This is a genomic window from Sphingomonas sp. 77B (assembly GCF_056497825.1).
The window spans coordinates 174,649-200,628 of sequence record NZ_JBWMBY010000002.1 but is presented as its reverse complement, the minus strand read 5'-3'; the positions used below and the strand labels follow the sequence as shown (position 1 = coordinate 200,628).

Here is a 25,980-nt window from a genome sequence, read left to right as displayed (position 1 = left end):
CCGTCATCAATCGGTATGAACAGGTTCCGCCGTCGCGAACCGAATGCGGAAAAGGGCGCCGCCGCCGGGTGCATCCTCGACCGCGATGTTGCCGCCGTGGGCCTCCACGAGACGCTTGACGATGCCAAGCCCGAGCCCCGCGCCGTCACTGGCGCGGCGGTCGGCGCGCCAGAAGCGTTCGAAGATGTGTTCGCGATCCTCCGGAGGGACGCCAGGGCCGCGGTCGCGGACGCTGATCTGCGAGCCTGGACCCGCGGCGACTTCGATTGGAGTGTCCCCAGGCGCGTGTATCAGCGCGTTGTCGATCAGGTTGCGCACGACGCGGAAGATCGCTTCCTCATGGCCCCGAACTCGCGTGTCGCCGCGATCCTCGAAGCGAAGCTCGCGGTTCGCCTCAAATGCCTTGGGCGCGAGCATCGCGACGACCGCCCGGCCTATATCGGCGAGATCGACGGTCGCGCCTGTATCGATCGACATCGCGTCCGCCTGAGCAAGGTCGAGCATCTGCCCGACCAGGCGCGTCATGTAGGCGGTGTCGGCTTCGAGATCCTGCCGGACTTGGCCCGGCGGCAGGCGGTCGAGTGATAGCTGCATGATCGACAAGGGGGTGCGCAGCTCGTGCGCGGCGTTGGCGGTGAAGCCCCGCAACACCGCCATCGACTCGTCGAGCCGGTCGAGCGCGCGATTGACCGCGCGGACCAGCGTCCCTACCTCGCGCGGAGCGCGCGGCTCGGACACGCGCACGCTCATATGCTCGGCTTCTAGCGCGTCGATCTCGTCCTCCGCGCGCTTCAAAGGCTGCAGCACTCGTCTTACCGCGACGATGTTGAACGCAAACAGCAGCAGCGAGAGCGGAATCAGCGGAAGCGCGACATGCTGGGTGAGTTCGTTCAAGATGACGGGCACGTAGGGGCGCAGTCCCTCGCCTTCGAAACGCATAAGCAGCCAGCGCGTCTCCTCGCCTTCCCGGATCGACCTCACCCCGGTGACGCGGTAGCCTGCGCCGACCCGCTCGCGCTGTGTCCAGTCGACCAATGCTGCCGGGCGCAATGTAGTGGGACCGCCACCGGCACCTCGAATGCTCGCCGACGCCGCGTTGATATAGCCCGCAGACCACTGCCGCGCGCCAGGAGGGCCGGCGAACGCCCCTGGCGTCTTATCGGGCGAATTGGCAATGCGCGCCGCCTCCAGCGTCAGCAGCTCCTGCGCCAGCGCTTCGGGCTGGCGCGCATAGGTCGCGACGACGATGGCTATGTCGAGCAGCGCGAAGATGAGTGCGAACAGCCCCAGCCGCACAGCTATCTGGCTGAACAGCGTCGGGCCGGTAACCGGCAGACGGCGCGGGTTCGTCATGCCGGCGGCCCGAACAGTGCGTAGCCGACACCGTGGACGGTACGGATCAGAACATCAGCCTCTGCCTGCGTCAGGCGCTTGCGCAGCCGCGACACGGTGGCTTCGAGCGCATTGGCGGTGACTTCGGCGTCCATCGAGTACAGCGCGCTTTCGAGCGCCGGCTTGGGTACGACGCGGCCCGCGCGGCGGAGCAGATGTTCGAGCAGATCGACCTCGCGCGGGGTAGCGTCGATAACGCGACCGCAAACACTGACGGTACGTTCCGCCGGGTGCATCACGACATTGCCGACCGCCAGCGTCGTTCCAAGCGTCGCGCCAGGCCGCCGCAGCAGCGCGCGGCAGCGCGCCGCGAGTTCGGGAATCTGGAACGGCTTAACGAGATAATCGTCCGCGCCCGCGTCGAGTCCCGCGACGCGGTCGTCGAGCCCGCCGCGCGCGGTCAACACTAGGATCGGCGTCGCATCCCTGGCCCGGCGCATTCCGCGGATCAGATCGAGCCCGTCCGCGTCGGGCAGTCCGAGGTCAAGCAGCACGAGGTCATAGCCGCTCACCTGCCGCGCGGCCTCCGCGCCCTCGGCCGTCTCGCACCAATCGACGGCGAAGCCCTGCCGGTCGAGACCTTCGCGGATCAGTCCGGCGAGCCGCCCATTATCCTCGACGAGAAGTAGGCGCATGATCGATGTCCGTTCCGGTTGCGGCGCGCTTGGTGCCCGTAATCATCGCCAGCACGAGGTTCTCGCGGTGGCGGACGCTTTCGATGAGCGCCCCCGCGACATGGACCAGCGATGCGACAAGCACCGCGTTCGCGGCGGTTTCATGCACCTGCTCCACCCAGCCGACCCCCCAGAAGCGATCGGTTCCCATCATGTATCCTGTGGCACCAAGAACGATGATTAGCAGGACGAGCAGGATCGCCATGGCAGCACCAGCAGGGTTGTGGCCGAGGTAGCGCGCGTCCCGCCGCGCGACTAGCGAGCGGGCATAGGTTGCGAATGCACGCGGCCCTGGGACAAAACTGGCCAGGCGCGCATGACCCTTCGCGACTATTCCCCACAGGATGCGGACGGCGACCGCCCCCACCACGACATAGCCGACATAGCGATGTGGTGTGCGCGAATGTTCGAGAAAGGTCAGGTTCGCGACCACGCCGCCCGCGACCGTCCAGTGGAACAGCCGGACGACTGGGTCCCAGACCTTGACCCTGCCTTTCAAAGGAGGAGGCGTGTCGGCTGCGTCGCGGGGCGATCGGGACGGTATCATCGATCAATCGACGTTGTTCTGAACGATCTTGCCGTTCACCGGGTTGAAATAGACCTCTGCGCGGCGACCGTCCTTGGTTTGCGCATAGATCTCGTAGCAGCTTCCTGCCTGCTGGAAGACCTTGACCTTGCTGTAGCCCATCTTGGCGACACGAGCCTTCATTTGGGCGGGGGACATCCATTTGGCCTTGGGCGCAGTGGTGCAAACGGGCGCGGCCGACGCTGCGGAGGCGAGCGAGATCGCTACGGCGGCAAGCGCGGTCTTAATAACGAGCGGTTTCATGATCTGTCTCCTTGTGCGGTCCGAGGCGTCGGACAAGCCCAAGGATGGCGCGACGTTCTGACGTGAAGCTGACGGCGGTCGGAAAAATATTTCCGCCTCTCCCAGAAAAGATTCTTTGCTTCGGTCAGGACCTTGTCAGTTCGAGGGGCCAGAAGCCGATTGTCGTTTCCATTAACCCGGCTGGAGATATCATCATGAATATTCGCACGATCACATCCGCTGCTCTCTTGTTCGCCGCTCTCGTTCCCGCCGTGGCGACCGCCGCACCCGATGGCAAACCGCTCGCCGCGCAGACCAGGCAGAACCTTGAGGCCGCCATGAAGGGCGAAGCCTATGCCAACCTCAAATATCTGCGCTATGCCGATCAGGCCGAGGCGGCGGGCAATCCCGAGCTCGCCACGCTTTTCCGCAACTCGGCCAATGTCGAGGCGAACGAGCATTTCGATCGCGAAGCCCAGGCACTCGAACTTGGCAGCACCGCCAAGGTCAATCTTGAGGATGCCATCGCGGGCGAGCATTACGAGAACACGAAGATGTACATCGACTTCGCCAAGCAGGCGGAGGCGAGCGGCGACGTGAAGGTCGCCGCGATGTTCCGGCAGATCGCCGAGGATGAGGGCACGCATCTCCGTGCCTACCGAGCTGCGCTGGCCAAGACCGCCCAAAAATGAGCCAGCGCGTGGTGCCGGCCGGTTTCCCCCCTGTTCCGGCCGGCATCACAACTTCAAATTGTTAAGGAGATTCGAAATGACTACGTTGAAAGCGGGGGTTCTCGCCCTTGTATCCGCTTCCCTGCTCGTGTCCGCGGGCGCGTCCGCCCAGAACCGTCCGCCCGCGCCGTCCGCGGGTGACCGTGCGATGATGGGTGCGATGCGCAGCATGATCCCCGTCACCGCTAAGACGCGACCCACTGGTGACGTCGATCGCGACTTCATGACCATGATGATCCCGCATCACGATGCCGGCATCCAGATGTCCGAGGCGCAGGCGCGGCTGGGCAAGCATGCCGAGCTGCGCAAGATGGCGGCGCAGGACGTCACCGACCAGCGCAAGGACAATGCGTCGATGCACAAGTATCTGCGCGGTTGGAAGACGACCGCCGGACCGGTCGGAGCCGGGTCGCCTTCCGCCGCGATGCTTGAGGACATGCGGGAGATGGACCGTGCGACGGGCAAGATGCGGATGAGGGGCAACCAGGATCGCGACTTTATCGAGATGATGATACCACACCACGAAGCCGCCATCTCCATGGCGCGGACCGAGATGCGCAGCGGCCGCGACGCGCGCGTCAAAAAGGTCGCCAAGGGCATCTTCGACGGCCAGTCCAAGGACGTCCGCGATATGAAGGGCTGGTACAAGTCCTGGTATGGCCGAGCCTACGCCGGCTGACCTTCTCTGTTAAGCCGTTGAAGGCGACCGTCCTCGGGTGCGGCGGTCGCCTCGCACCTTTCCCCGCAACGCTTCGTGATCGGACCCGTCCATGAGCCGTCTTCACCCCGAGAACCATCTTGTCGCCCGCATCGGCTGGCTGCGCGCCGCAGTCCTCGGCGCCAATGACGGCATAGTCTCGACCGCGAGCCTCGTCGTTGGTGTCGCGGCGGCGTCGGCGACGCCTTCCGCGATCTTGCTGACCGGAGTCGCCGGGCTCGTCGCGGGGGCGATGTCAATGGCGGCGGGCGAATATGTGTCGGTGAGTTCGCAGTCCGATACCGAAGCCGCCGATCTCGCGCGCGAGGCGCAGGAGATAGCGGACCGGCCCGAAGCCGAGCATTCCGAACTGGCCGGCATCTACATGCGCCGCGGTCTCGATGCCGGGCTGGCGCGCGAAGTGGCGCGGCAACTGATGGAAAAAGACGCACTAGGCGCGCACGCCCATGACGAGCTTGGCCTGACACCGGGATCCGCGGCGCGGCCGATCCAGGCGGCGCTGACTTCGGCAGCGACCTTCTCGGTCGGGGCGGCGATGCCGTTGCTGATGGCAGCGATCGCGCCGCCGCGGCTGCTTGTGCCGCTGGTCGTAGCCGGCTCGCTCGTGTTTCTTGCGATCCTGGGTGCGCTGGGCGCGCGGACCGGCGGCGCGGGAACCCTCAAACCCACCGTCCGCGTGACGTTCTGGGGCGCTCTCGCGATGGCGGTTACCTCTGCCGTGGGCGCAATCTTTGGGGCGGTCGGGTAGAACGACAAGCACGATGGGGCACCTCGCCCACACCACGCGGGTGACGCCCTTACTGAAAGCGCTGTACTGCGGGAGGTCAAAATTGGCCGGTTGCGACACCGCCGACCGACCCACGTTATTCAGCGAAGTTTCGAGAACAGGAATCGTAGGTTGAAATGTTCGCTTTTATGCCGGTTCGATTGGAGCCCGAATGACTGAAAAGCCGTCGGAAGCTGCCATCGTCCAGGGCTACGGGCTTCGCGTTGAATACGGAGCATCAAATGCAACGACCTCCACACGGACTCGCGATAGCCCTGCCAGACCCGATTGATCCGATGGCGATCACGACTCTCGCCCGAACCCGACCTACCCGGTCGCATAGAGCGCGATCGCCAGAGACATGCAGAAGATCGAGAGCCAGATCACGATCTGGCCGAAGATGTGGAGGACGAGCCCCATCCAGCCGTAGCGACGGCGAAGCGCGATCCCGCTCGCGACCGCGACGAAGAACGCGATGGTGACGGGCATCGAGATCGACGGCGAGCGCTTCAGGCTCGCCTCGACGATCGGCACGAGACCGACCGCCATCACCAACATCCACGAGAACCCGAAAACCGCCGTGTCGGCGAGGTTCAGCTCGTCCAGCGGGCTTTTCCGATCCTCTGGCCGGGATTGCCGCGTCGCCATTCAGCTTCTCCCTGCTTTGCTTGTGAACAAACCTCGAACCTTGTATGTTGGAAAGGTTCGGAGGTTCGTCACATGCTGGACACGCATACTCTCTTGGTCACGCAAGACCGGCCATCTGGGCCTCTTCTGCTGATCGAAGATGCTCCGGTGGTCGCTGACGCCGATGCGCCTCAGACTGTCGGAACCGCAATCGGCCAAATCCTTGGCATCGCGATCGTCATCGCGCTTGGGGTCTACATGACGCTGGCGATCTAACACCGTGATCACTCTCGCAGCTTCGGATCTACGAAGAAGCCGCGATTGTGGTCGCGGTTCACTTCGCTTTGCACGTCAACGGAACCCTGCACAGCGCCGGTGCGCGCCGCACGAGCGGCCACTCGGTCGCCCACAAGTTGCTCGCCACCCCGTTCGATGATCGCTTGCGCCGCTCCGGCGTTCCCGCCTGCAGGACCAGCAGGGATGCCCGATACGCCGTGCGGCCGGTACGACCCGCTGACGTCGGCCGCACTGTCGACCCCGGGCCTGTGGACCTGGACGAGGTCCGGCTCCTGCAGCTTCCCGGCAATCTCCTCTCGGATGCCATCCTGCTTCTCGCGCATCCACCGTGTGATCATCTCGCCGCGAACCGCGCGCTGATGATCGCTCAGATCGGTCGCCCAGAGTTCCGGAGCATCGAGGCCGGGATTGGAAACCTGCTGTGCCCGATACCATTGCGCAAGGTCCTGGCTCATGTTCTCGCTCAGCTGCATGCCGTGAGTCTCGGCATAACTGGCATCACGCGATAGCGACTGCGACAGCTCCTCAAGCTTCCGAGCCGTTTCCGTGTAGGACCGGGCGCGAGCAAGCGCCTGTTCGTGGGTCAGCGACGAGCTCGATGTGCTGGACGCGCGACTGAAGACGCCCGAGCGGTCGTAAGTACCATCGGAGGATGTCGCACCCGTTCCGTTCGAATGCTCATCTCGAACCCCGCTGCTAGAAGTGCTTGAACTGTCCGACGATCGTGTGTTGTCAGTGCCGTGCCGAAGGGTGTCTTGCTGGCTTCCCGTCTTGCTGACGGAGACTCCCGCGCCTGGCAGGGCACCGAGCACCCGACCAAGGGCGCCGCCTCGTCTGCCGCCGCTTGCGCCACCGCCGCCGCGGTTCCCGCCGATCCCGGCATCGAGCCGTCCACCGACTTGGTCCACGGTCCCGGCGTTGCGATCGTGCCCATCCGAGACTCTCTGGCTCTGACCCGTGGACGATCTATCCTCGAGCAATTGCGAGCTGCTCCCGGTCGTGCGGTCGAACTGCTCAATCGAGGTGTTCGCCGAACGGCCACTGCTCGAGTCCCAACCCGAGGACCGTTCGCTCGACGTGCCGTAGGCGCTGCGATCCATCTTCGTCCAGGTGAGCATCTCCTGAGCGGCGTTGTCGAAGGCCTGCGACTGGCGGTGCGCCTCGCTCGCCATCTGTCGCCATTCCGACACGGTGCCCGTCGACACGGTCGGCGTGAAGCCCAGCCGGGAGATCGCGCCACTGGTATCGAACACGTCCTGCCCGTTGCCGAAACCGTTGATGACGGCGCCGTTGTCCTGCCGCCACCCGACGCTCGCCGCGCCGCCCATGAAGCTGGGGGCAGTCGACCACTGATCGGCCTGCCGCATGTTCGAGGTCGAATTGGCCCAGCTCACGTTCCCGTAGGAATAGTTGCCGGTGGTCTGCTCGACCGCGGCCGCCTCAGCCGCGTTCTGCGCGGGAGCCAGCATCGACGTGGCCTGTCCGGCGATCGACATCGCCCCGCGCGCGAGACCGGCCGCGAGGAACGGGATGCTCATCAGCATGAAGCCGGCGATCGTCGCGGTTTCCCCGTTCACCGCGCCAATTCCGGCATAGCTACCAAGCGACATGCCACCGGCCGCGACGCCGTTGGCGGCGCTTTCGGCTCGCGTCATGCAGATCATGTGGAGGATGACGTAAAGCGGTCCCCAGGACGCGAGATAGAAGAACCCCATCGCATAGCCCTTCAAGGTACTGAGACCTGTCTGGGGCAGCAGGAAGAGCGGAAAGATCACGGGGAACATCGCGAAGAACACGACGGTCAGCACTATGTTGAGGATCGGCACCCACGCCATCGCCTGCTGAGCGATCGAGTTGTAGGTGTTGCGCGCCTGGATGTCGGCGCGCGTCTGCGCGAAGGTGTCGATAGCGGCAGCGCCGCTGCCACCCGCCATCGAGTTGCGCGCCTGCATAAATGCGTTGATTGCGGTGTTCTGGCGCATGACGCCGGTGAAGTCGTTCCCCGATCCGGTGAAAGCCTGGTTCACGATCGGGACGTCGTGTTTCAGCTTCGCGGCCGCGACGGCGTTACTCAGCTTCGGATAGACCTCCTTTGCCCACGGCTCGGCGTTGGCCTCGATCATCGCCGTCCACTGCCCGTCGAGCGTCTGGTACGCCTGCCGGCAGGTGATGATATAGTTCTGGACGGTGCCGTCCCCCTGCCTCTCCAGCCATTCCTGCGAGCGCGGCTCCGACCCCGGCCCAATAGCGGCCCACAGGTCTGTGGCCTTGGCGAGGTTGGTGAGCGACTTCTGGTAGAGCATCACGTCGCCGAAGAGGCAATTTTTGAAGTGGTTCTCCAGGTTGGTGGAAAACTCAGCGTCGCGGATGACGAAGTTGCGCGTCGCTTCGAACAGGCGCGCGCCATAGACCATCCCGTTCGTCGTGTAGTTCAGCTCCCCGGGCATCACGAAGACGGTTTCCGCGGTGCGAGTGAGCCAGTCCCCGATCTGCGTCGTAAAGCTCGCTAGCACGCCCAGCCCGAGCGGAACGTTGGCGACCGTCGCCGGCGCAAGGCTCGGGTTGATGCGGTCCGTGACCTTGATGTCGATCGTCGGCACCATCAAGCACAGGTAGATGCCGGTCGCCTGCAGGAACCAGTTCATCCAGGCGCGGAAGTTGAGGGTGAAGGCGACGACGAGCAACGAGTAGATGAGGCCCATCACCATCACGACGCGGAGGAGCGAGCGATAGCCCCCTCCCCCGGCCCAGGCGGCGACGGCGTTGAAGGTGTTGACGAGATACTCGCCCCCGCCGACGGTGAAGACTTCAAGCACGTCGCTACCCTCCCTCTACGCGCTTAGAGCAAGCCCTGCGCGTTCAGCCCCCGCGAGAAGTTGAGCGCCGAGGACATGCCCGGCGTCATCGTGTTCTGAAGGGTGGACTCCAGCATGATGCTGCGATTGATGATCTGCATCGTCACCTGGAGCTTGTTGCTCAGCTTTACGTCGCGCTGCGCGAACTTGGCGCGTGTCGCGGCGATCTGCTGACGCCACTGCCCGGCCGTCTCCTGGTCCGCGGTCTGGTAGAAGACCTTCGCCTGCTCGACGCGATCGAGCATGTTGTCGAGCATGGCGTTGAGCAGGTCGACCGCCACGATCTCGGAGAGCGTCTGGATCTCGCCGTCGGTCAGCGCATAGTGGGCGTAGGCCTGGACAGCGAGGATCTTGTAGACCGGCACCGTCGCCATGTTCAGGAGCTGCTTTTCGGCCGCGTTCAGCGCGGTGTCGCTCCGGATCTTCGAGCTCATGCTCTTGATCATCGTCGCGATGCGCGGCCGTAGCGCGGTCGCCTCGGGAATGCTCAAGGTCTGGTCCGAGACGTCCGTGCAAGGGTCGTTGTTGCACTTCAGGATCTTGACCGGCGGAGCATTGGCCGTGCCGTCGAGCAGCGCCGTGACCACCGCCTCCTCGGCCGGACCGTAGATTACCACCTTCGGCCCGCTGCTGCTGTCCGCCGGCGGCGTGGTGACGATCGTTCCGACGAGCGTCATCACATACTCGGAGAAGTCCTGGTCGAAAGCACCGAACTTCGCGGACTTCTTCAATGCCTCCCAGGTATAGTTGTGAGGATCGCCGACGATCTGATCCTTCATGTGCGGATCGGTGTTGCCAGCGAGCGTACCGTCACGCTGACCGCCGTTGTTGCAGCCCTGCCGCGAAGCCGCCCAGTCGGAGAACACGCCCTGGCTGTTGCCGACAGCTTCGCAGATCGTGGACCGCGTCGTCTCCATCTGGGGCCAAATACCGCCCACCAGCGCCTGAGCCGTCTCGCAGCTGGAGATGTTCATCTGGTTGAGGAGTTGAGCCTTCTGGCTGAACTCGTCCATCACCTTGCCGATCTCGGGCGAGACGCTGTCGATCGCCAACTTGAAGGCGAACCCGAGCGCGTTGTTGGCGGTCGCCTTCAGCATCGCGACGATCTCGCTCGCGTTGATGAAGCTGAACGAACCCGAGAAGAGGTCGATGCCACCGCAGCCTGCACGCGCACTGGGGAGCTGGAGGTTGAAGGGCGACACGCTCTTCTGCGGGAAGCGCGTCCACACGTTCCCGAGCGAATAGTAGCCGGCCGACTGCCCCTGGAAGGCGGTCGGGCCGGTCACGTTGGCAGCGCCGCCGGCATCGTTGAAGAAGCCGTTCATCTCCGAGGCTACGTCGGCCCGAGCGACGCCGATCAGCGCGAAATGCGTCGCGGCGACCATCGTCAGGGCGGTGCCCGCGCGCCGCGCGAACCTCCGCAGGCGGCCATGCTGGCGCGGACTGGCCATCAGTAGTCGCTCCCGACCTTGGTGTTGGTGAGCATGAAGATGCGATCCATGATCTCATCCGCGCTCAGGATGCCGTAGCCGACGGGGATCGTCCGCTTGGTGGCGGTGTCGAACAGCACGAGCGCCGGGGTCTCGTTGCCCGAGATGCCCATCCGGGCGCGCTGCCCGGAGTCGACCACGTAGTTCGGAAAATCGCGGCTCGGCCCTCCGTCCATCGAGACCGCCATCACCGCCATGCGGTGACTGTCCGCCACGGAGCGGAGGATCGGCGCGAACACCTCGCAGGCACCGCAGCTCTGCGCGTAGAAGTAGAACAGGCCGTAGCGCTGGCTGAGGTTCGTCAGGACCTGGTCGCGGTCGGCCTTGCGGTTGTCGAGCCATGCGCGCTTCGCGACCGTGTTGACCGGCCGCTGCAGCGTGTAGTCAATGTCCGGGTTCTGCCAGAGCGCCCGCTGCCAGGTGTCGGAGAAGGTCGACGCGCGGTCGAGCTGCTCGCGCTGGAAGCGCACATAGGCGATGACGTTCTCCTCCGACGGGTCGAGGATCGCCTTGGCCTTGAGCTCGTCGAGCTGGTGCGTGATCGCCGCAAGGCGCTCGGCCGCGCTCTTCTCGGGCACCTGAGGCTGGATTTTCGCGGTCTCGGCCGGCTTCGGCCGCGTGCAATAGAACCACTGACCGAGCTTGCGCTGCCCGCAGTAGAAGTCATCCCCGCGACCCGTCGCCTCGACGCTCTCATCCCGGTCCTGCGCCTCCTGCGCGAACGACGGTGTCGCGATCGGTGCGACCGTCAGCAGGAGCATCGCCAGCTTCGCCATCCTCGACATGGTTATCGTCCTTCCTTCTGATCGGCCGCGACGTCCGATGACGATTGCGCGGGAGTGGTGGGGGTGGTGGAGGCCGGTGCGCTCAACCTCGCGAGGTGGAGGCAGCAGTCGAAAGCGGTGGTGGAGGCTTGGCCCGCACCGCAGCCTGGGACGGCGACCGGTCGTGTGGCCGGAGGGGTCGGGGCCGGGGCCGCCGCGGCGAGCAGCGCGGCGACGAGCGCGGGCTCAACGATCACGAACGCCATTGTCCAGCTCTCCTTTCGACAAGCGCAGCACCGACATCATCAGGGCTACGTCGATCAGGCGCGTTCCCTGATCGAGCAGCCGGATCATGCCGTTCACCAGCGGGCGGGCCGCTCGGCGGCCCTCTTCAGTCGCCCAAAAGCACGGGCCGTCTTCCGATACCCAGCGGTTCGCGAGCATGTTCTCGATCGGCGCCGAAGCGGCCGGCGGGTCGACGGCACACTCGAACCACGACCCGATCACCTGGCAGATCTCCTCCACCCGCGGCGGACGGCTGGCCCGGAACACGCACATGAAAATGGCGAGCTCGAACACCGTCATCGACCAGTCGCAGGCTGGAGGGCCGGCGGAGACAAGGTCATTCGCCACAGCCGTCATATCGATCACTTAGCCCCCCGATCATGGCTGACCCCCGTGCAGGTCGTAGTAGTTCTGGATCTTCTGCTGAATCTCGGTCATCGTCTGGACCTCGTCCGGCAGCTTCGCGGCGTCGATGAACTCGGCGTAGACTTCGGTGAAATCCATCACGGACAGGTCCAGGCGCGCGAACTCGTCGATCGTGAAGCCCTTGCACTGCTCCTTCTTCGGGGCACCCCAAAGTTTGTTGATCTGGGGTCGGCCCTGCTCCTGAAGGATGCGGCTGAGCTTGCTCTCGAAGCAGCAATAGGCGGTCGACTTGGAGGTGCAGACGCCAAGGAAGCTGTCGCTGCAGTAGGTGCCAACCTTGTGGCAGAACCCCATGCGGTCGTTGATGTCGAGCTGCATCTCCTTCTGCGAGCACATGAAGACCGACAGGAAGGGCGTCGCAAGCGCGGCGATCGCCGCCGGCCCGCCGGCGAGAGCGGCGCCGCCCGCCGCGGCGGTCAGCAGGCCCGACGTCTTGCCCGCGCAGCAGTTCACCAGCCCAAACACGGGCTTGTGACAGGTATTCCGCTCGCCGGAGAAGACCGTCAGATTGTTGGGGTCGAACTCCTTGCCGGCCTGATCGATCGAGTGAAGCGCCACGAGCGCGTCCTTAAACTCGGTCGAGGCCTCGCGGACGATCGGCTCGCAATCACCGTTGATGCAGTAGACGTCGTCGCCGCAGATATACTGCTTATCGGCAGGATTGGCGCCATCCGGGATCGGGCATTTGTAAACCTTCTCCGTGACCTTGCACGCCCCGTCTCGCGGATCGTCGAGGCATTCGTCGCGCAGGTAAGTGCATTGGCGGTTGCCCTCGAGATCGCCGCAGTCGTTGCCCGCGGTGAACACATGGCATGAGAAGTCCCGCTTCCACGCCCAGCAGGCCTGGGTGACGGACACGCCGTCGAAGACCCGCGTCTCCGGCCCCTCCGTGCAGACATCCTCGCCCGAGGTCTGGGTACACAGGCTGTCAGAGGCCAGGGCGGAGCAGCCGCTCTCCTCGCGCGTCACGCTGACGGAGGACTCGCCCTCCTTCTTGTAATATTTCGTGCCGGTCTTGTAGTTCTGGTGGGCAGGGATCTCGCCATCGGGGATCGCGGACGAGCAGGAGTAGAGCTGCGCCGGCCCCTTGTTCATTGAGGACAGCCGCTTGCAATAGCGGCGATATCCCTCGACGTCGTCGCCGCCGGCCCCCAGCTCGATCTGCGCGTCGCAGACGTGCATGGAGACGGGCTCGGCGCGGCAGATACCCTGCGCGACCTTGGCCTGCATCAGCGAGTTCTTCGCGAAGCCGTTACCCTCGTTCGAGTCCGGCGCTCCGAAGTAGAACCAGCGCTCAGTGTTGACGATATGGGGGACCATGCGGATGCTGCAGGACCGCGGCTCCTCCGTGACCTTGGTGCCCTGGTTGCACGTCGCCTCGTAATAGCCGTTGGTCCCCGATCCCGGCGGCAGCGGCTGGCACTGGCCGCTCTCGGCGCCGATGCTCTCCCCCTGGAGATATGCCTCAGGGTCGTTCTCGACCGCGGTCGCGCGGCTGGTGGTCGCGAGGATCTCGGAGTTGCTGAACGTCGCGCGCGTATGGCCCTGGTCCGTGGCGGTCCGGTAAGCGTCGTTGGTCGACCGCTGCGCCGTGCCGGCCGCTACGAGCGCATCCGGGTCGTCGAAATAGGTGCTCTGCGGCTGGTCAGTCCCGGTATAGCCCGGCACCGCGCTCGCCTGCGCATCGGTGGTCGGGACGAGGCTTCCGTCCTGCCGCTTGGCATTGCCGAGCGCCTTTCCCTCCTCGCGCGCCTGCTCGACCGTCATCTGCTGCGCGGCCGCGGGGCCGACGACCAGGCAGATGCCGAGAAACGTGCTGAGGAGCGGGCGGAGCGTCACTGCTGGCGGCTTCGCGCGAGATTGCCCAGCGCAACGGACGCGATCCGCGCGCCCGGCCCGTTCGCACCCGCGAAGGTGTTGAGCGCATAGTCGACGGTGACGTTGCCCTCGATCCGGTCGTAGGGCGGAACCTTGGTCTGGCAGTGAAAGCCGGCGCACAGGTCGAATGTCGACGACACCGCCACATAGGTCGGCACGGCCTGCACGTTGAAGGCGCGGAACAGCCGGGGGTCGATGCCGATGTTCGGCATGTCGTCCTTCTGGACCACCTGGCCGAGGCGGTTGACGAACTCCTTGGCCGAGTTGTTCGGGAAGCCGCGGAAGACGACCACGCCACCTGCCCGCGCCGTGTCGGCGATCAGCTGCTTGAGAGATGCCGGCGGCATGGAGAGGCTCGCAAAGACCATGAACTGCGGGGCGTCGCCGCCCGGCGTGTTGGCGTTGGAGGCCGCGCCCTGCACCAGCTCGTCGAAGTCGATCTTGCCGTCAGGCCCTTTCGGAAGGTCGGTCGCAGCGACCCGCTGCATGTTGTCCATGCCCGACTTGCGGACGACGGTCGCCTGCTCCCGAAAATCGTCGCCACGGCCCTTCACCTGGTCGACAAAGGCCTGCGCCTCCGCCTGCAGGTCCGCCGCCCGCTTCTTCACCGCCTCGACGTCGAGGCCGTCGACGGTCTGGGCGAGGATCGCGGACATCCCCGCGGTGCCGAGAAGCGCGGCGAGCCCCAATGTCAGAAAGCGCATGCTTCTCTCCTCACAACACGCAACAGTTGCGCTTGCGCCAGACGAGGTAGCCCATGTCCTCGCCACCGGCCGGGAAGGCGCGACCGGCCTCGGGCGGCATCGTCGACGCGCCGATCGCGGAGCAGGCGAACCGACCGCTGACCGTCGGGATCGGGTTGACCATCTGGAAGCGGTATTGCTGCTTTCGCATGATCGGCATGAGGTACTTCTTGCAGAGCCCTTCCGAGCCCATCGTCCCCCACGCGAGACCTTCGCGGTGCATCTTGTAGGCGAACCGCGAGAGCGCGAGCCGCGACGACTGGACGTGGCCGATGGAGGCCGGAACGTTGCCGTTCAGCGGGTACATCGGCCCCTGACAGCCCGCGCACCAGAACAGCGAGTCCAGCGGCAGGTTGGCGGTGCCGGCGACGCAGTCGCCCGCGCACGCCGCCTGCGCGATCGGGTTGGCGAAGACGATCGCCTCCGGATTGATGATCGCCGTCAGCGAGTCATCCTGCCAGAGAGGGTCGACCTCCGTCATGTAGGCGATGTCGAACGACGCCTGCTCGAAGCAGACGAAGTCGGTCAGGATCTCCATCCAGTAGAGGAGCGGGTAGACGTACCAGTGGATGTGCCACTTGGCGGTGCTCTGGGAGCGTCCCCCGACCATCGATGGCCCGGCGAGGTAGCCTTGGCCGATGTCGAAGCCCGGGGCGATCCGCATCCCGCCCAGGTTCGAGAAGCACCACGGCTTCATCGTCACGTCCGCGAGCCGCGCCGGCTCCCAGAAACCGACCGAGATGCCGATGCGCGGCAGCGGGTCGGCGCAGGCGCAGATCGGGGAGGCAGGGTTCTTCGGGTCGGGGCGGTTCCCCGGCCAGATCTTCGCGCCTCCGATTGAGAGCGGGAACAGGCAGCTCCAGCAAACGTCCGTTATCGGATTCACGAATTTGCCGGTGCAGGTCGGCGCCGCCTCGGCGCGAGGCGTCAGCGCGACCGTCACCAGCAGCAGTCCCAGGACGCCCATCAGGGCACGCAACCAGCGCATCAGCCTGGCTCCCCTGCCCGCTCGAGGAACGCGTTGTCGGCCGCGTTCTTCCGGCGGAGGTACAGCGCGGTATAGAGGCCCGCGCCGACGAGCAGCGCGGCCGCGAAACACGGAGCGGCGCGGCCGATCGCAGCGTGGATCTGTGCGAAGAAGCCGACCATCAGCGCGACCGACAGGCACAGCCCCTGCAAGGTGCGTCGCATCCGGCGAAGCGCGGGCGTTTCCGGCGCAGCCATGGGCGTCCGGAGCAGGTCCAGCCACAACGGCATCAGCTCTTCGCTCCCGGCTTGAGGACGGTCTCTGAGACGTGCAGCAGCTTGCCCGTCTGGACGACGACCGCCGGCGTGTGGCGGATGCCGAACTTGCCGGTCAGGCGGCCCTCCTGGTCGAAGAAGAACCGGCGCTTGCGCGAGGTCATGGACTCGATCGGCGAGCCGCTGACGAAGATGATTTTCGCGTTGAGCTCTGTGTACCGTTTTGTGGCCCAGTCGACCTGCGCGGCGTCGTCGCCGTCCACGAAGACGAGACTCTGGCGCATCGAGACGAAATCGAGCGGATTGATCCGCTGGCCTGCCGCCGCGATCAGCTGACCCTTGTGATCGCGAATCTCGCGCTCGAGGGTGATGGTCGGGTCATAGTCCCAGGTCCGCGGCTCTTCGGCCGCGGTGATGCCTGCAACAGCGGCCGGACGGCGCACCTTCGCCTCAACCCGCTTGGCGAACGTCGCATTGACGCGGTCCATCTCGCCCGACGCCTGCGCCCGCTGAAGGCGCGCCTCGATCGTGGTGAGGAGATCGGCCTCGGCGATCGGGAACGTCTGCCCGAGCTCCCCGAAATCACGGGCTTGGCCGGGCACAGCACCGACCAGCAGAAACGCTGCCGCAAAGAGCAGCCCGCTGCCCAGACCGGTGCCGCCGAGGTACAAGAGCGTCGCCCGCTTCATAGGATCGCCTCGCCGGTGCCGACGATCTGGCGCTGACACGCGAACCCGATGGCCGCGTACCGGGAGTCGAAACCGTCCTTGTGCGGTGTTCCGATATAGTAGCAGCCCGACGGGATCACCCCGCTCGGACCGATCGCCAGCGGCTCACCCGCCTTGGTGAAGGGCTTGGTATAGGCGACGACACGGTGGTTGACCGTGACCAGCCTGCCCCAGTGACGGACCGTCTCCCCGGGCATCCCGTAGACGATCTTGCCGAACATCTCCGGCTTGGAGCCGAAATGCCGGCGGACGAGGTCGCTCTTGGGAGGCAGGAAGAAGACGTATTCGCCGCGCGTCGGCACCTGGTTCTTGTGGATGACGAACGCCCAATTCGGCAGCGAGTCCGTGGTGTTGATCAGGAGGGCGTGCTTGTCGCGCCAGTCGCTGATCGCACCGAGGATGACGCTGCCGGCGACGAACGCGCCGAACAGACCCCAGCGCAGCTTGCGGCCGCTGGTCCGGGGCGCGAGGTCACTGACCGCCGTTGCCATTGGGACCTCCGAAGGTCGAAGTCATCGCCGCGGGCACGCCCGAGGGCACCCCCTGCATCGCCGACGGCATCTGCATCGGCTGCTGCCCGCCGGCGACAGGTGGCGCCGCCGACATCGGATCGATCGTCGCGCTGCTACCGATCATCGCGGGCGGGACGGCATAGGCCTGCGGAACCGCCGCTGCGGCCGGGGCGAGCTGCTGCTGAAGCTGCTGCATCTCCTGCGCGCTCGCCGGCCGCGGCTGGTGAACGCCACTGGCATAGACCGCCTTCTTCAGGCTGTCGGTGATGTCCGGCACGTTCTCGGTGAGCACCGCCTCGCCGACGAGGACCACCTGACCGTTGGCGCTGCGCCGCTGGATCTCGTGCTTGAGCGACGACATAAAGGTCCGCATCTCGGCCTCGACCTGAGCGGGTGGCGACGCGGCGCGTGCCTGGGCGGTCACATATTCGCCGACGATGCTGGAGAGGCTCGCCTTGACGATATGCTCCTCGCGCGGAGCGACGAGCGCCTTCGTCACCCACATCGACCAGATCAGCGCGACCACGAGCGCTGCGCCCAGGACGAGCTGCGCGCGGGTGAACCCGCCGAACCCGCGCTTGGCGCGGACGATCGGCGCCGGGGCGGCGGAGGTCGCGGGGGAAGGGAGGTCGAGTTCGGGCTGGTCAGCCATTGGCCTTGCTCCGCTTGGGGTCGCGCGAGGGGAGGATGCTGCGGCGGCGGAAGAAGATGACCGCGGCCGACAGAGCCAGGTGCGCGACGATGAGGACGTGCTTGAAGGAGGCGATACGCGCCGCGTCGGCCGCGACGTACCGGCTCGCCATGTTGTTGAGCTGGTGCATCATGCCGTCGACTGAGAGACCGCCGATCGCGAGGAAGAACAGGACGAACAGCCCCCAGGTGATCAGGAGCGTGGTCGCCAGGAACCCCGCCATGTGCAGGTAGAAGTAGAGGAGGAAGCCGACGTCGACCTTGGGCCGGGGGGCCTTCGTAGCGCCGTCGACATCCGCCGGGATCGTCGCCATGAAGATCACTCCGCCGCGATGGCGGCCGGTTCATCGGCAGGCATCGCCCATTTCTCGGGGTTGTCGGGGTAGGCGATCCGCTCGATCGCCTGGTCCATCGTGAGGCCTTGCGCCACCAGCGCCTCGATCGCCGCGAACGTGCGCGGGCTCGACGAGAACAGCGCGGCCGAGAAGGGATCGAGAACGAGCCGGCCGACCGCCAGCGTCTCCGGCCCCTTGATCATGATGTCCGAATATTCGAAGCCGTTGCGCTTGAGCGAGCGCAGGAGCGCGTCCGTATAGTCGTCCATCTCGAAGCGATCGTGCTTCTTGAAGTCGGCGATGGTCTCCGGCTTCTGCTGGAGAATCACGAACCAGTCGCTGTTCTCCAACGCCGCGATGCTGCCCGCCGACTTGTAATAGTCGTTGAGCGACTGGGTGGCGGTGACGAGCGACGCGCCATACTTGCGGCAGGTACGGGCATAGGTCTCGATGAAGTCGGCCATCGCGCCGCCCCGCAGCATCTGCCACGCCTCGTCGAGGAGCAGTGCCTTGGGGATCGAGCGATCGACCTTCCGCATCATCTGCTGTGACATGAACATGATCGCCGTCAGGACGACGCTGCGCAGTTCCTCGCGCGAGGACAGGTCGGACAACTCGAACACCGTGAGCTGCGCCTGCAGCTCAAAGGACACCTCGCCCTTGAAGAACTTGCCGTAGGTGCCCGCGCTCGAGAACGGCATCATCGCGATGGCGAGATGCGACGCCAGCTCGTTGCCCGTCTCGTTCAGCGCGGCGATCACGTCGTCGATCGAGCCGTTACGCCCCTTCGCTTCCCAGACCCGGTTGACCGCGCCGTCGATCAGGCCGCGCTCTGTGTCGGTGAGCCGGTCGATGTGGCGGGACATCTGGTTCACGATGGCCTTGAGCATCGCCATGCAGTCGAGGAGGTAGTCGTCGTCCTCAGCGGCCTGACGCTCGTCGATCATCGAGAACGGGTTGAGGCAGAAGCCCGAGCTCATCGTGAACTCGACAAAGGCCCCGCCCTGGAGCTTCGCCGAGTGCTCGAAGCTACGGCCGTCGTCGATCACCACCACCTTGGAACCGGCGCCGCACAGGGAGGCGCAAAGCTCCTGCAGAGCGACCGACTTGCCGCTGCCGCTCTTCCCGAACACGGCGACGTTGTGGTTGCCGGCGGCATTCTCGAACGGGCTCCAGAAGAACGGTTGCCCGCGCCGACCGATCAGCAGCAGGTGCGGCGTGTGGCCCCCCAGATACTCCCCCTGGATCGGCGCGAGGTTGGCCGCGGTCGTGCTCAGCATCGTCCGCATGCGCTTCATGCGCTCGAGGTCCTTGGAGAGGCCGTTCGCCATCGTCATCGGCATGGCGCAGAGCAGCCCCATGACCTGCAGGTAGCGGTCGTCGAGGAGGTCCCAGCCCGCTGCCCGGTACACCGACTTCAGGATGCGCTCGTTCGAGTCACCCTTCCCCTTCGGCGAGAAGGACGTGACGCTGTAGAACAGGCGCACCAGCTTGCGACCCTGCCGGATCTCGTCATTGACGAACTTCCACTCCTGCGACTGATCGCGGAGCTGCGGGAGGAAGCGGGCGGACTTCGAATCCGCGAGGCTCGTCGTCCGCATGAACTTGTAGCTGGCCTTGTTGGTCGCGGCCTGCGGGTCGGGGAAGTCGAGGCACAGGTTCGTCGACACCGGGCACGGCATGCGCAGCTTGTCCGCGAACATATCGCCGATCAGGCGCGCGCAGTCCCAGGGCGCCCAGCGCTGGGGCAGGTTCCGAACCGAGAAGGACCGGACGTCGAAGACGTCGGGATAGATCTCGCCGATTTCCGGCGCGCCGTCGATCTCCTTGCCGGTCGGCCGGAACCGCTCGGTGCGCAGCAGGATGCGGTCGGGATCGATCTTCATCTCGATGTCGCGCCGCACCGCCTGGTCGGAGATCGGATCGAGGGGGTTGTAGTTGACCACGTCCTCGCCGGCCGCGGTGGTCGGCGACGTGATGTCGTCGATCCAGCCGATCAGCGCGACCGGATCCATCTTGCGCGCGGAGACGCCGATCGACCCGAGAACCGAGATGAGGCCTTCCATCACGGCCACGATCTCCTCGTTCGACACGCTCGAATTTTCGGGGGTCGAGTAGGAGATCGCTACGCGGTGGTTGCGAAGGCAGAACGGCGCGTCCGCCGAGAGCGAGCTCCAGACGCCGTCGGTCAGGAAGTCGACGCGGTGCTTCGCCATGCGCTCGTACACGCCGCTCGCGGAGTAGCGCGGCAGATACCACTTCGAGAGGCGCTCGCTGATACGCGGGCTCATCCAGTCGTGGAACTGCAGGCACCCCGGCGCCGGGATGCCTTCCGAGAGGAACTGCGTCAGGATCTCGCCTGTCCGCTCGTCCGCCCCGACCAGCGGCGACACCTCGATCACGAAACCGCGGGACGCCGAGTTGTAGAAGATGCCCGTCTTCGGATCGTAGCTGCGGTAGGGCAGCCAATGCGCGAGCATGGGCACCGCCAGGTCGGGCCGCTGCGCGTCGGGACGCTTGCTGTCTCCGAAGACGCCGGAGAGCAGGTTGTCGAAGAAGCCGGGCTTTTCGCTCATCTCACTTGTCCTCCGGAACCGACGCGGGAAAGCTCGCGGCGCGAATGGTCGGGCTGGCCAGGCTCTTGAGCCCGACCGCGGGGTCCGCGGCGCCAGCGCTGCGCGCCGTTTCCCCGACATGCTGCTGCGCGGTGCGGTACGCCTCGCTCGCCTTCACGCGCGCCACCGTCGCGGCCCCAACCGTGGTCTTGGGCGCTGCGGCGATCGGGGCCTGCTGCCCGGTCGCCGCCGGGGCCGAGCCGCGATGGACGGTCACGCCGCCGTGGCTGGCGACCTGAAAAGGCTTGGGAGCGGGCTCAGCGCGGGCGACGACCGGGGCTGGCGCGCTCGCCGGCGGACGGACGACGGGGACCGGCGACGACGTGCGCGTGCCCGACACGGGCGCCCGCCGCCTGCCCCGCTGGCCGAGACGGGTCTGGACGTCCGCCTTGATCGCCTCGACCGGGACCGGCTTGCGCGCGCGCGCGGCCGCGACCACCGCGGGGTCGGGCAGGTTAGGATCGATCGCTGCGACATCGAGATAGCCGGGCGCGTCGCGATCGACGGCGTCGGCCAGGCTCACCTCCGCCGCGCGTGCCGCGGGGTTCCTGTCGGGGATGGGCGTGGCGTCGGCGAGCGCCTGCGCCTGCCATTCCGACTGGACGACGGTGTGGACCGCGGTCGCCTCATGCAGCCTGCCGCGATCGTCGATGTAGGGCTGGAAGACGACGCGCAGGACCTTCTCGCGCGTCCGCGGCGCCGCGGCGGCGCTCCGGTCCGCCATCGGCGCCGGCGTCGTCATCGCGGTCCGCATCGCGCGGGGCTGCGGGGCGGGCGCCTGGTACGGACCCGCCGGGATCACCGTGTCGCCCGCGTCGCCCGAGATCATCGCCAGCGCGCGATCGTCGATCGTCGAGGAAGGCGCGCAGATGCCGTCCGGCGCCTGGCACGAGAAGCTCCCCTTGACGTTGCCGCCGAGGGTGGCGCAGCCGTTGAGGACGGCGAGCGCAGCGAGGCTCACCGCGGCGAGGGCGGCCTGACGGCCGTGGCGACGCCCGCTCACGAGCGACCACCCTTGATCCAGCTCTGCAGGAACTCCTTGGGCCGGTAGCCCTCGAGCATTGCCCCGTCGGCCCGCACGATCACCGGCGTCCCGCTGAGCCCGTGCTTGTGGGCGAAGGCCTCGTTCGCATCGAGCCCCGAGGTGTTGCAGCTCGCGCCGCCCTTGAAGGGCTCGCCGGCATAGGCCGCATGGAGCGCCTCTTCGCGGTTCTTGGCGCAGTAGACGCGATCCGCGATGTCGCGGCTGCCCAGCACAGAGATCGGCCGCTCGACCACCCGTACGTTCATGCCGCGCAGGACGTTGGTGAGCGCGCGGCAATAGCCGCACCGGAAATCCGTGAAGACGGTGACGGTCTCGCCAGCGGGGTTGCCCCACACGATCGCACCGTCCTTCGGGAGGCCGTCGAGCGAGAGGACAGCCGGCCGGGTCGGCACGGAGGTCTTCTGGACCTTGCCCGGCGCCGGCGCGATCGCGCCTTCCGCATCCCCGTCCCCTTCGGCCGCTGCGGCGTTCGCCTTTGCCGCTCCACCGACCAGCATGTCGGGATTGATCTCGAGGAGGCGCGCCGCGGTCAGGTCCTGGCGCGTCTCCATGTCGTAAACGCGCCCGATGATCAGGTAGCGCGCGCCCGCGTCGACGTAGAACAGGTTCGACCCGGCCGTGACCTCGCAGAGGCCATGCACCTTCTCGCAGTTGACCTGGCTCAGCTGCGTCTTTGGCAGACGCGTCTTGAGAAGGTTCGTGACCTGAACGCTGCTCGGGCTGGCGATCTGGCCGGCGACGGCCATGCTCGCGGCGCCGATCACCGGCACGGCGACGAGCAACGCCGCCACCTTGGTCGGCAGGCGCCGACGGAGTCGATCAATTCCGAACATAGACACCCTCCAGGAAGACAATTTCCACGTCGATTCCGGTCGGCATCTCGATGACCGGCTGGTACTGCTCGGCGCGCTCGATAAGATATTTCGAGACCATGTCGCCGCTCTGGGAGACGCCTTCGCCGAACCCGCCCTGGGCGATGTCGCCGAGACCGAGCTGCTCGCGCCGGCCGTTCACGGTGACGTTCGGCTGCGTCAACAGCGAGTTCGCATTGGCCGAGAAGCCGCGGCCGAAGCCGCCCACCAAGCCGGCGATGAAGGCCTGGCTCACCAGTCCGCCCTCGCGCGACACGACCCGACCGCGCACGCCCGTCTTGCCGCCGAACGCGATGAAGCCCTTCACCTCGGAGACGGCGTAGCGGCCGCCCGGTTGCGGGCACGTCATCTTCTGCAGCTTGACGTACACCTTCTCCGAGCTGAGCTCCCCGCGGGCGGCACCGTTGATCAGGCAACCCTGGATCTTGGTGGTCAGCAGCTTGCCGTTCTGGAGCACCGACCGCGCCGGCCCGGTGACGCGAAGCACGACGGGCAGCGGATCGGTCTGGCTGTTGACGCCCGCCGCGGCGTCGACGCCGACGATCACCTTCGCCGACGCGAAGCTGTTGGGCGGCAGGTAATTCGGGCTGTCGGTATAGACCGTGTTGCCCTTGGCGACCTTCGACGCGGTGCCGGTGTCGGTGGTCGAGAAGCTGACCATCTTGACCTCGGCCGGGCGGCCGACCGGCGCCGCGCCATCGCCCCCGGCCCCCGACCCGTCCGGCCGCTGATAGGCCTGCGGACCCCGAGGGCCGTACATCGCGGCAGGCCCGGGGGCAGGCGCCACGGCCGCGGGACGATCGTTGATCTGCTTGCGGAGCTGCTCGTTCTCCGCTTGGTAGGCCGAGAGGACGCGCTGCCCGTCCGCCTGCATCGCCTGGTTCTGGCCCTTCAGCGCTTCGATCTGCGCGGCGAGGTTGTCCACGCGCGCGGTTTGGCCGTTGACCGACTTCAGCTGGTTTTCCGTCGACTGGAAGCGGTTTTCGGAGAGCGCCATCCACTCCTGCTGAGACAGGTTGCGGTTGACCATGTCCTTGGTCGAGACCTCGACCTTCTCCGCGCCGTCGGTGTCGGCGACCTTCTTCCCGTCGTCGCCGCTGAAGATCCACATGGAGGAGACGACCAGCCCGACGCCGGCCACGCCGGCGAGGAGCATGCGCTGCCTGCGCCGCACCGCCTCGTTGCCGGCGAGCTCGCCGCCAACCGGGGAGACCCCCTCGCCTTCCGGCTCGTCGAGAGGCTTGCGGGAGCGCTTGAAAATGTCGGTGAAGGCCATGGCTTACCTCACATTCTGGGAGACGAGGTAGGCCGTCGTGACCTTCCCCGGGGCGAGCATGGGCTCGGCGATGGAGACGGCGAGCGCGCTGGCGGGAGCCACCGTGCGCTCGGTGAGCTCAGTCGGAGCGTCGCCCGTATTCTCGATGCGCAGCACCTTCCCGGTCAGGTCCTGACCGCGATATTCGGCGATCATCTGGACCTTGAGCTTGCCGACATAGACCGGCTTGAGCGCTCGCTGGCGCATCTCGTAGCCGTCGGCGACGCTGTTCGAATACATCGCCTGCACAAGCTCGACCGCCGCGTCCTGCGGCCCGGCCGCAACCTGCTGCGGAGCGGCTTCCGCAGCCTTCTCCTTGTCGATCGCCGGATTCGACACGAACACCTGCGCCGCCGCGTCGCCCGAGATCCGGCACATGAACTTGTAGACGTAGCCCCGCTTGGTTGTGCCGAAGAACGACAGCGCCTGCCGGCCGTAGCCCTCGGGGACGCTCAGGTAGATGTCGCCGCGCACCGGCTCGTTAACGACCGAGAAGTCGTCCTGCGGGTTGCCGGTCGAGATCTTCGACACGCTCGCGAACTCGTCCTCGACGAGGCTGATGCGCGTCAGGTCCTTCGCGGACGCCTGGCAGTCGACCTGTGCGTTGTCGGCCGCCATGATCGTCTGATCGGCCCAGGCGGGCTGCGCGAAGAAGAGGATCGCGAGCGTGAACAGGCAGGCGCCAATCATTCTGCTCAGGATGCAGCTGATCCGGGACATCAGGACGGTACCAACCGCCGCGCTGCCGACGGCGTAAATAGCGGTCATTGGTCTAGCTCCTTGCCCGTGCGGACCATTCCGAAGCCGACGAGACGGAGAGACAGACCCTCGTACTCCCAGTCGTACCGGAAGGTGCGGCGCTCGTTCGAGATCACCTTGTTGCCGACGATGGTGTGCAACTCGCCCGTCACCTCGGAGCGGAGGTTCTTGGGGTCGATCTCCATCGACTGGATCGTGAAGAACTGCGCGATGGACGACCCGCGCTGCTCGTTGACGATCTTCAGCAGGTCGCCCTTGATCTTGCCTTGCGCGCGGGGCGAGGTGATCGCGAGGACCTGGTTCATCCAGTATTCGAGGTTCTGCGGGCTGCGATCGAGCGTCAGGACGACGACGTCGCGCGTGATCATCTCGAGATACTGGCGCGAGACACCTGCGCTGCTGACCGTCACCGGCGACTGCAACACTGGTTGCAGCACGACCTCGCGGTCGCGCGAGATGCCGAGGGTAAGGAGGAGCGCCGCCAGCCCGGCGAGCGCGGCCGCGACAACCACCAGGAGGTTGCGCTGCTTGAGGACGCGCTGGTTCTGCGCGTGGCTGTACGAGAGATCCATGTTACCCCGCCATCAATCGAAGGTATGAGGGCGGCGTGGCTCTCAGGCCGGTGAAACCGGCCGGCAGATGCCAATAGGCCAAGTGAAGCAGCCAAGACGCGGCACGACCAGCTTTTGCTTTCTTCAATCCCCACCAGCCCGCGAACGCCGCGATGATGCCGATGACGATGTGCTGGGTCATGATCCCCCAGACGAATGGCAGAACCATCGCCAGGAACTCATCCAACGTCCACAGCCCGATCAGCTCAGGGTCGTCGAGATGAGATGGGATCGCGTACTTGTCTGCAGCCATTGCGCCACCCTCCCCGCGAGCGCGGCCGGAGCTGCCACCCCGACCGGCCCGAACGGTTGCGTCAGATCGTCGCCGTCACCGTCGAGGTGACGATCGGAATGCCGGTGCCGGCGCCGACACCGACGCCGACCGGGATCGCGATCTGGCCCATGGAGAAGCGGCCCGAGGCCAGCGCCACGATGCCGCCCGCGAGCGACAGCACGGTGATGACCTTGCCGCCCGAACCCTCGAGGAAGTCCGTGAACTTCGTCAAAGCGGTGTCGAACGTCGTGTCGGCACCGGCGAAGGCCGGACCGGCGAAATAGAAGAGCGCGAACGCCAGCACGGCGAGGGCGAAAACCGCCATCTCCATGTGGCCGCTCTTTTTCAGCACGAACTGCATGTTGAGTTCCCTTCGATGGAGACGCGGCTCGTCCGCGCCCAAGGAAAGGTGAGCCGAGATGGATTCGGCGAACAATCCGATGCGGTCGGAACAATCTGCCCCGACAAACATATTTGTGGGTTCCGCCGTTTTAGGCTGCGGAAATGTCCGCGAGGGCGGACCAGCGT

At 66.1% G+C, this 25,980-nt stretch carries 30 protein-coding genes; 4 read left to right on the top strand and 26 right to left on the bottom strand.

Annotated elements, in window-relative coordinates; all coding sequences use genetic code 11:
* Nucleotides 1–6: 6 nt before the first annotated feature.
* The 4 genes from AC1GI4_RS18305 to AC1GI4_RS18290 are packed head-to-tail and all read right to left on the bottom strand — an operon-like array spanning nucleotide 7 to nucleotide 2,895.
* Nucleotides 7–1,353: a sensor histidine kinase gene (locus tag AC1GI4_RS18305; protein WP_064311297.1), complete on the bottom strand. Its 1,347-nt coding sequence runs from the start codon at nucleotides 1,351–1,353 to the stop codon at nucleotides 7–9.
* Nucleotides 1,350–2,027, bottom strand: coding sequence for a response regulator transcription factor (locus tag AC1GI4_RS18300; protein ID WP_064311298.1), 678 nt, complete (start codon nucleotides 2,025–2,027; stop codon nucleotides 1,350–1,352). The genes AC1GI4_RS18305 and AC1GI4_RS18300 overlap by 4 nt, the downstream gene beginning before the upstream one ends.
* On the bottom strand, nucleotides 2,002–2,565 hold the full coding sequence (locus tag AC1GI4_RS18295) for a cytochrome b/b6 domain-containing protein (RefSeq protein WP_232318429.1): 564 nt from the start codon (nucleotides 2,563–2,565) through the stop codon (nucleotides 2,002–2,004). The genes AC1GI4_RS18300 and AC1GI4_RS18295 overlap by 26 nt, the downstream gene beginning before the upstream one ends.
* A 51-nt stretch (nucleotides 2,566–2,616) precedes the next feature.
* Nucleotides 2,617–2,895 carry a PepSY domain-containing protein gene (locus AC1GI4_RS18290; protein WP_064311300.1) on the bottom strand — a complete coding sequence of 93 codons (279 nt, stop codon included), beginning with the start codon at nucleotides 2,893–2,895 and terminating at the stop codon, nucleotides 2,617–2,619.
* Between the two features lie 62 nt (nucleotides 2,896–2,957).
* Between AC1GI4_RS18290 and AC1GI4_RS18285 the strand changes: the two genes are divergently transcribed.
* The 3 genes from AC1GI4_RS18285 (at nucleotide 2,958) to AC1GI4_RS18275 (ending at nucleotide 5,071) form a co-directional block, all read left to right on the top strand.
* Nucleotides 2,958–3,566, top strand: coding sequence for a rubrerythrin family protein (locus AC1GI4_RS18285; protein ID WP_232318430.1), 609 nt, complete (start codon nucleotides 2,958–2,960; stop codon nucleotides 3,564–3,566).
* 76 nt (nucleotides 3,567–3,642) lie between these two features.
* On the top strand, nucleotides 3,643–4,284 hold the full coding sequence (locus AC1GI4_RS18280; RefSeq protein ID WP_170172247.1) for a DUF305 domain-containing protein: 642 nt from the start codon (nucleotides 3,643–3,645) through the stop codon (nucleotides 4,282–4,284).
* Nucleotides 4,285–4,375: 91 nt separating this feature from the next.
* Nucleotides 4,376–5,071: a VIT1/CCC1 transporter family protein gene (locus AC1GI4_RS18275; protein WP_064311303.1), complete on the top strand. Its 696-nt coding sequence runs from the start codon at nucleotides 4,376–4,378 to the stop codon at nucleotides 5,069–5,071.
* A gap of 345 nt (nucleotides 5,072–5,416) precedes the next feature.
* Here AC1GI4_RS18275 and AC1GI4_RS18270 read toward each other — a convergent pair whose 3' ends face one another.
* Nucleotides 5,417–5,737 carry a hypothetical protein gene (locus AC1GI4_RS18270; RefSeq protein ID WP_170172246.1) on the bottom strand — a complete coding sequence of 107 codons (321 nt, stop codon included), beginning with the start codon at nucleotides 5,735–5,737 and terminating at the stop codon, nucleotides 5,417–5,419.
* 72 nt (nucleotides 5,738–5,809) lie between these two features.
* Here AC1GI4_RS18270 and AC1GI4_RS18265 point away from each other — a divergent pair, with 72 nt between their 5' ends.
* Complete coding sequence (locus tag AC1GI4_RS18265; protein ID WP_170172245.1) at nucleotides 5,810–5,992, top strand: hypothetical protein; 183 nt, start codon at nucleotides 5,810–5,812, stop codon at nucleotides 5,990–5,992.
* 8 nt (nucleotides 5,993–6,000) lie between these two features.
* Here AC1GI4_RS18265 and AC1GI4_RS18260 read toward each other — a convergent pair whose 3' ends face one another.
* From AC1GI4_RS18260 to AC1GI4_RS18160, 21 genes are all read right to left on the bottom strand, one after another.
* Nucleotides 6,001–8,829 carry a conjugal transfer protein TraG N-terminal domain-containing protein gene (locus tag AC1GI4_RS18260; RefSeq protein WP_170172244.1) on the bottom strand — a complete coding sequence of 943 codons (2,829 nt, stop codon included), beginning with the start codon at nucleotides 8,827–8,829 and terminating at the stop codon, nucleotides 6,001–6,003.
* 23 nt (nucleotides 8,830–8,852) lie between these two features.
* Nucleotides 8,853–10,253, bottom strand: a complete 1,401-nt coding sequence (locus AC1GI4_RS18255; protein WP_170172252.1) for a conjugal transfer protein TraH — start codon at nucleotides 10,251–10,253, stop codon at nucleotides 8,853–8,855.
* Between the two features lie 65 nt (nucleotides 10,254–10,318).
* Entirely contained in the window at nucleotides 10,319–11,143 is an 825-nt protein-coding gene (locus tag AC1GI4_RS18250) for a conjugal transfer protein TraF (RefSeq protein WP_064311451.1), read from the bottom strand.
* 2 nt (nucleotides 11,144–11,145) lie between these two features.
* Nucleotides 11,146–11,388 carry a hypothetical protein gene (locus AC1GI4_RS18245; protein WP_206379105.1) on the bottom strand — a complete coding sequence of 81 codons (243 nt, stop codon included), beginning with the start codon at nucleotides 11,386–11,388 and terminating at the stop codon, nucleotides 11,146–11,148.
* Nucleotides 11,369–11,764: a hypothetical protein gene (locus AC1GI4_RS18240; protein ID WP_479630541.1), complete on the bottom strand. Its 396-nt coding sequence runs from the start codon at nucleotides 11,762–11,764 to the stop codon at nucleotides 11,369–11,371. The genes AC1GI4_RS18245 and AC1GI4_RS18240 overlap by 20 nt, the downstream gene beginning before the upstream one ends.
* A 21-nt stretch (nucleotides 11,765–11,785) precedes the next feature.
* The gene (locus AC1GI4_RS18235) at nucleotides 11,786–13,672 is read right to left on the bottom strand and encodes a conjugal transfer protein TraN (RefSeq protein ID WP_170172243.1); all 1,887 of its coding nucleotides are present in this window, start codon (nucleotides 13,670–13,672) and stop codon (nucleotides 11,786–11,788) included.
* Nucleotides 13,669–14,415, bottom strand: coding sequence for a type-F conjugative transfer system pilin assembly protein TrbC (gene trbC / locus AC1GI4_RS18230; RefSeq protein WP_170172242.1), 747 nt, complete (start codon nucleotides 14,413–14,415; stop codon nucleotides 13,669–13,671). Before trbC ends, AC1GI4_RS18235 begins: the two co-directional genes overlap by 4 nt.
* A 10-nt stretch (nucleotides 14,416–14,425) precedes the next feature.
* Entirely contained in the window at nucleotides 14,426–15,442 is a 1,017-nt protein-coding gene (gene traU / locus AC1GI4_RS18225; RefSeq protein ID WP_240885994.1) for a conjugal transfer pilus assembly protein TraU, read from the bottom strand.
* Nucleotides 15,442–15,711, bottom strand: a complete 270-nt coding sequence (locus AC1GI4_RS18220; RefSeq protein WP_479630531.1) for a hypothetical protein — start codon at nucleotides 15,709–15,711, stop codon at nucleotides 15,442–15,444. Before AC1GI4_RS18220 ends, traU begins: the two co-directional genes overlap by 1 nt.
* Nucleotides 15,711–16,385, bottom strand: a complete 675-nt coding sequence (traW, locus tag AC1GI4_RS18215; protein ID WP_479630530.1) for a type-F conjugative transfer system protein TraW — start codon at nucleotides 16,383–16,385, stop codon at nucleotides 15,711–15,713. The genes AC1GI4_RS18220 and traW overlap by 1 nt, the downstream gene beginning before the upstream one ends.
* Nucleotides 16,382–16,915: a S26 family signal peptidase gene (locus tag AC1GI4_RS18210; RefSeq protein ID WP_479630529.1), complete on the bottom strand. Its 534-nt coding sequence runs from the start codon at nucleotides 16,913–16,915 to the stop codon at nucleotides 16,382–16,384. The genes traW and AC1GI4_RS18210 overlap by 4 nt, the downstream gene beginning before the upstream one ends.
* Complete coding sequence (locus AC1GI4_RS18205) at nucleotides 16,896–17,588, bottom strand: type-F conjugative transfer system protein TrbI (RefSeq protein WP_479630528.1); 693 nt, start codon at nucleotides 17,586–17,588, stop codon at nucleotides 16,896–16,898. The genes AC1GI4_RS18210 and AC1GI4_RS18205 overlap by 20 nt, the downstream gene beginning before the upstream one ends.
* Nucleotides 17,581–17,940, bottom strand: a complete 360-nt coding sequence (locus AC1GI4_RS18200) for a hypothetical protein (protein WP_479630527.1) — start codon at nucleotides 17,938–17,940, stop codon at nucleotides 17,581–17,583. The genes AC1GI4_RS18205 and AC1GI4_RS18200 overlap by 8 nt, the downstream gene beginning before the upstream one ends.
* Before the next feature lie 5 nt (nucleotides 17,941–17,945).
* Entirely contained in the window at nucleotides 17,946–20,537 is a 2,592-nt protein-coding gene (traC, locus tag AC1GI4_RS18195) for a type IV secretion system protein TraC (protein WP_479630526.1), read from the bottom strand.
* A 1-nt stretch (nucleotide 20,538) separates the two neighbouring features.
* Nucleotides 20,539–21,579, bottom strand: a complete 1,041-nt coding sequence (locus AC1GI4_RS18190) for a TraV family lipoprotein (protein WP_170172240.1) — start codon at nucleotides 21,577–21,579, stop codon at nucleotides 20,539–20,541.
* On the bottom strand, nucleotides 21,576–22,454 hold the full coding sequence (locus AC1GI4_RS18185) for a DsbC family protein (RefSeq protein ID WP_170172239.1): 879 nt from the start codon (nucleotides 22,452–22,454) through the stop codon (nucleotides 21,576–21,578). Before AC1GI4_RS18185 ends, AC1GI4_RS18190 begins: the two co-directional genes overlap by 4 nt.
* A complete protein-coding gene (locus AC1GI4_RS18180; protein WP_454264929.1) occupies nucleotides 22,441–23,769 on the bottom strand; it encodes a TraB/VirB10 family protein in 1,329 nt (442 codons plus the stop codon). Before AC1GI4_RS18180 ends, AC1GI4_RS18185 begins: the two co-directional genes overlap by 14 nt.
* A 3-nt stretch (nucleotides 23,770–23,772) precedes the next feature.
* The gene (locus AC1GI4_RS18175; protein WP_170172237.1) at nucleotides 23,773–24,576 is read right to left on the bottom strand and encodes a type-F conjugative transfer system secretin TraK; all 804 of its coding nucleotides are present in this window, start codon (nucleotides 24,574–24,576) and stop codon (nucleotides 23,773–23,775) included.
* Complete coding sequence (locus tag AC1GI4_RS18170) at nucleotides 24,573–25,139, bottom strand: type IV conjugative transfer system protein TraE (protein WP_170172236.1); 567 nt, start codon at nucleotides 25,137–25,139, stop codon at nucleotides 24,573–24,575. The genes AC1GI4_RS18175 and AC1GI4_RS18170 overlap by 4 nt, the downstream gene beginning before the upstream one ends.
* A gap of 1 nt (nucleotide 25,140) precedes the next feature.
* Nucleotides 25,141–25,431: a type IV conjugative transfer system protein TraL gene (gene traL, locus AC1GI4_RS18165; protein WP_064311467.1), complete on the bottom strand. Its 291-nt coding sequence runs from the start codon at nucleotides 25,429–25,431 to the stop codon at nucleotides 25,141–25,143.
* Nucleotides 25,432–25,492: 61 nt separating this feature from the next.
* Nucleotides 25,493–25,813 carry a TrbC/VirB2 family protein gene (locus tag AC1GI4_RS18160; RefSeq protein ID WP_170172235.1) on the bottom strand — a complete coding sequence of 107 codons (321 nt, stop codon included), beginning with the start codon at nucleotides 25,811–25,813 and terminating at the stop codon, nucleotides 25,493–25,495.
* Nucleotides 25,814–25,980: the final 167 nt, after the last annotated feature.

Excerpts from the sequence above, each read along its gene's own strand:
- traU (WP_240885994.1), bottom strand. The coding sequence starts at position 15,442 with ATGCGCTGGTTGCGTGCCCTGATGGGCGTCCTGGGACTGCTGCTGGTG.
- AC1GI4_RS18210 (WP_479630529.1), bottom strand. The coding sequence starts at position 16,915 with ATGGCAACGGCGGTCAGTGACCTCGCGCCCCGGACCAGCGGCCGCAAG.
- AC1GI4_RS18275 (WP_064311303.1), top strand. The coding sequence starts at position 4,376 with ATGAGCCGTCTTCACCCCGAGAACCATCTTGTCGCCCGCATCGGCTGG.
- AC1GI4_RS18220 (WP_479630531.1), bottom strand. The coding sequence starts at position 15,711 with ATGCCGTTGTGGCTGGACCTGCTCCGGACGCCCATGGCTGCGCCGGAA.
- AC1GI4_RS18160 (WP_170172235.1), bottom strand. The coding sequence starts at position 25,813 with ATGCAGTTCGTGCTGAAAAAGAGCGGCCACATGGAGATGGCGGTTTTC.
- AC1GI4_RS18280 (WP_170172247.1), top strand. The coding sequence starts at position 3,643 with ATGACTACGTTGAAAGCGGGGGTTCTCGCCCTTGTATCCGCTTCCCTG.
- AC1GI4_RS18305 (WP_064311297.1), bottom strand. The coding sequence starts at position 1,353 with ATGACGAACCCGCGCCGTCTGCCGGTTACCGGCCCGACGCTGTTCAGC.
- traW (WP_479630530.1), bottom strand. The coding sequence starts at position 16,385 with ATGAAGCGGGCGACGCTCTTGTACCTCGGCGGCACCGGTCTGGGCAGC.
- AC1GI4_RS18300 (WP_064311298.1), bottom strand. The coding sequence starts at position 2,027 with ATGCGCCTACTTCTCGTCGAGGATAATGGGCGGCTCGCCGGACTGATC.
- AC1GI4_RS18205 (WP_479630528.1), bottom strand. The coding sequence starts at position 17,588 with ATGGCTGACCAGCCCGAACTCGACCTCCCTTCCCCCGCGACCTCCGCC.
- AC1GI4_RS18265 (WP_170172245.1), top strand. The coding sequence starts at position 5,810 with ATGCTGGACACGCATACTCTCTTGGTCACGCAAGACCGGCCATCTGGG.
- AC1GI4_RS18290 (WP_064311300.1), bottom strand. The coding sequence starts at position 2,895 with ATGAAACCGCTCGTTATTAAGACCGCGCTTGCCGCCGTAGCGATCTCG.
- traL (WP_064311467.1), bottom strand. The coding sequence starts at position 25,431 with ATGGCTGCAGACAAGTACGCGATCCCATCTCATCTCGACGACCCTGAG.
- AC1GI4_RS18270 (WP_170172246.1), bottom strand. The coding sequence starts at position 5,737 with ATGGCGACGCGGCAATCCCGGCCAGAGGATCGGAAAAGCCCGCTGGAC.
- AC1GI4_RS18200 (WP_479630527.1), bottom strand. The coding sequence starts at position 17,940 with ATGGCGACGATCCCGGCGGATGTCGACGGCGCTACGAAGGCCCCCCGG.
- AC1GI4_RS18245 (WP_206379105.1), bottom strand. The coding sequence starts at position 11,388 with ATGGCGTTCGTGATCGTTGAGCCCGCGCTCGTCGCCGCGCTGCTCGCC.
- AC1GI4_RS18250 (WP_064311451.1), bottom strand. The coding sequence starts at position 11,143 with ATGTCGAGGATGGCGAAGCTGGCGATGCTCCTGCTGACGGTCGCACCG.
- AC1GI4_RS18255 (WP_170172252.1), bottom strand. The coding sequence starts at position 10,253 with ATGGTCGCCGCGACGCATTTCGCGCTGATCGGCGTCGCTCGGGCCGAC.
- AC1GI4_RS18170 (WP_170172236.1), bottom strand. The coding sequence starts at position 25,139 with ATGGATCTCTCGTACAGCCACGCGCAGAACCAGCGCGTCCTCAAGCAG.
- traC (WP_479630526.1), bottom strand. The coding sequence starts at position 20,537 with ATGAGCGAAAAGCCCGGCTTCTTCGACAACCTGCTCTCCGGCGTCTTC.
- AC1GI4_RS18240 (WP_479630541.1), bottom strand. The coding sequence starts at position 11,764 with ATGACGGCTGTGGCGAATGACCTTGTCTCCGCCGGCCCTCCAGCCTGC.
- AC1GI4_RS18180 (WP_454264929.1), bottom strand. The coding sequence starts at position 23,769 with ATGGCCTTCACCGACATTTTCAAGCGCTCCCGCAAGCCTCTCGACGAG.
- AC1GI4_RS18185 (WP_170172239.1), bottom strand. The coding sequence starts at position 22,454 with ATGTTCGGAATTGATCGACTCCGTCGGCGCCTGCCGACCAAGGTGGCG.
- AC1GI4_RS18175 (WP_170172237.1), bottom strand. The coding sequence starts at position 24,576 with ATGACCGCTATTTACGCCGTCGGCAGCGCGGCGGTTGGTACCGTCCTG.
- trbC (WP_170172242.1), bottom strand. The coding sequence starts at position 14,415 with ATGCGCTTTCTGACATTGGGGCTCGCCGCGCTTCTCGGCACCGCGGGG.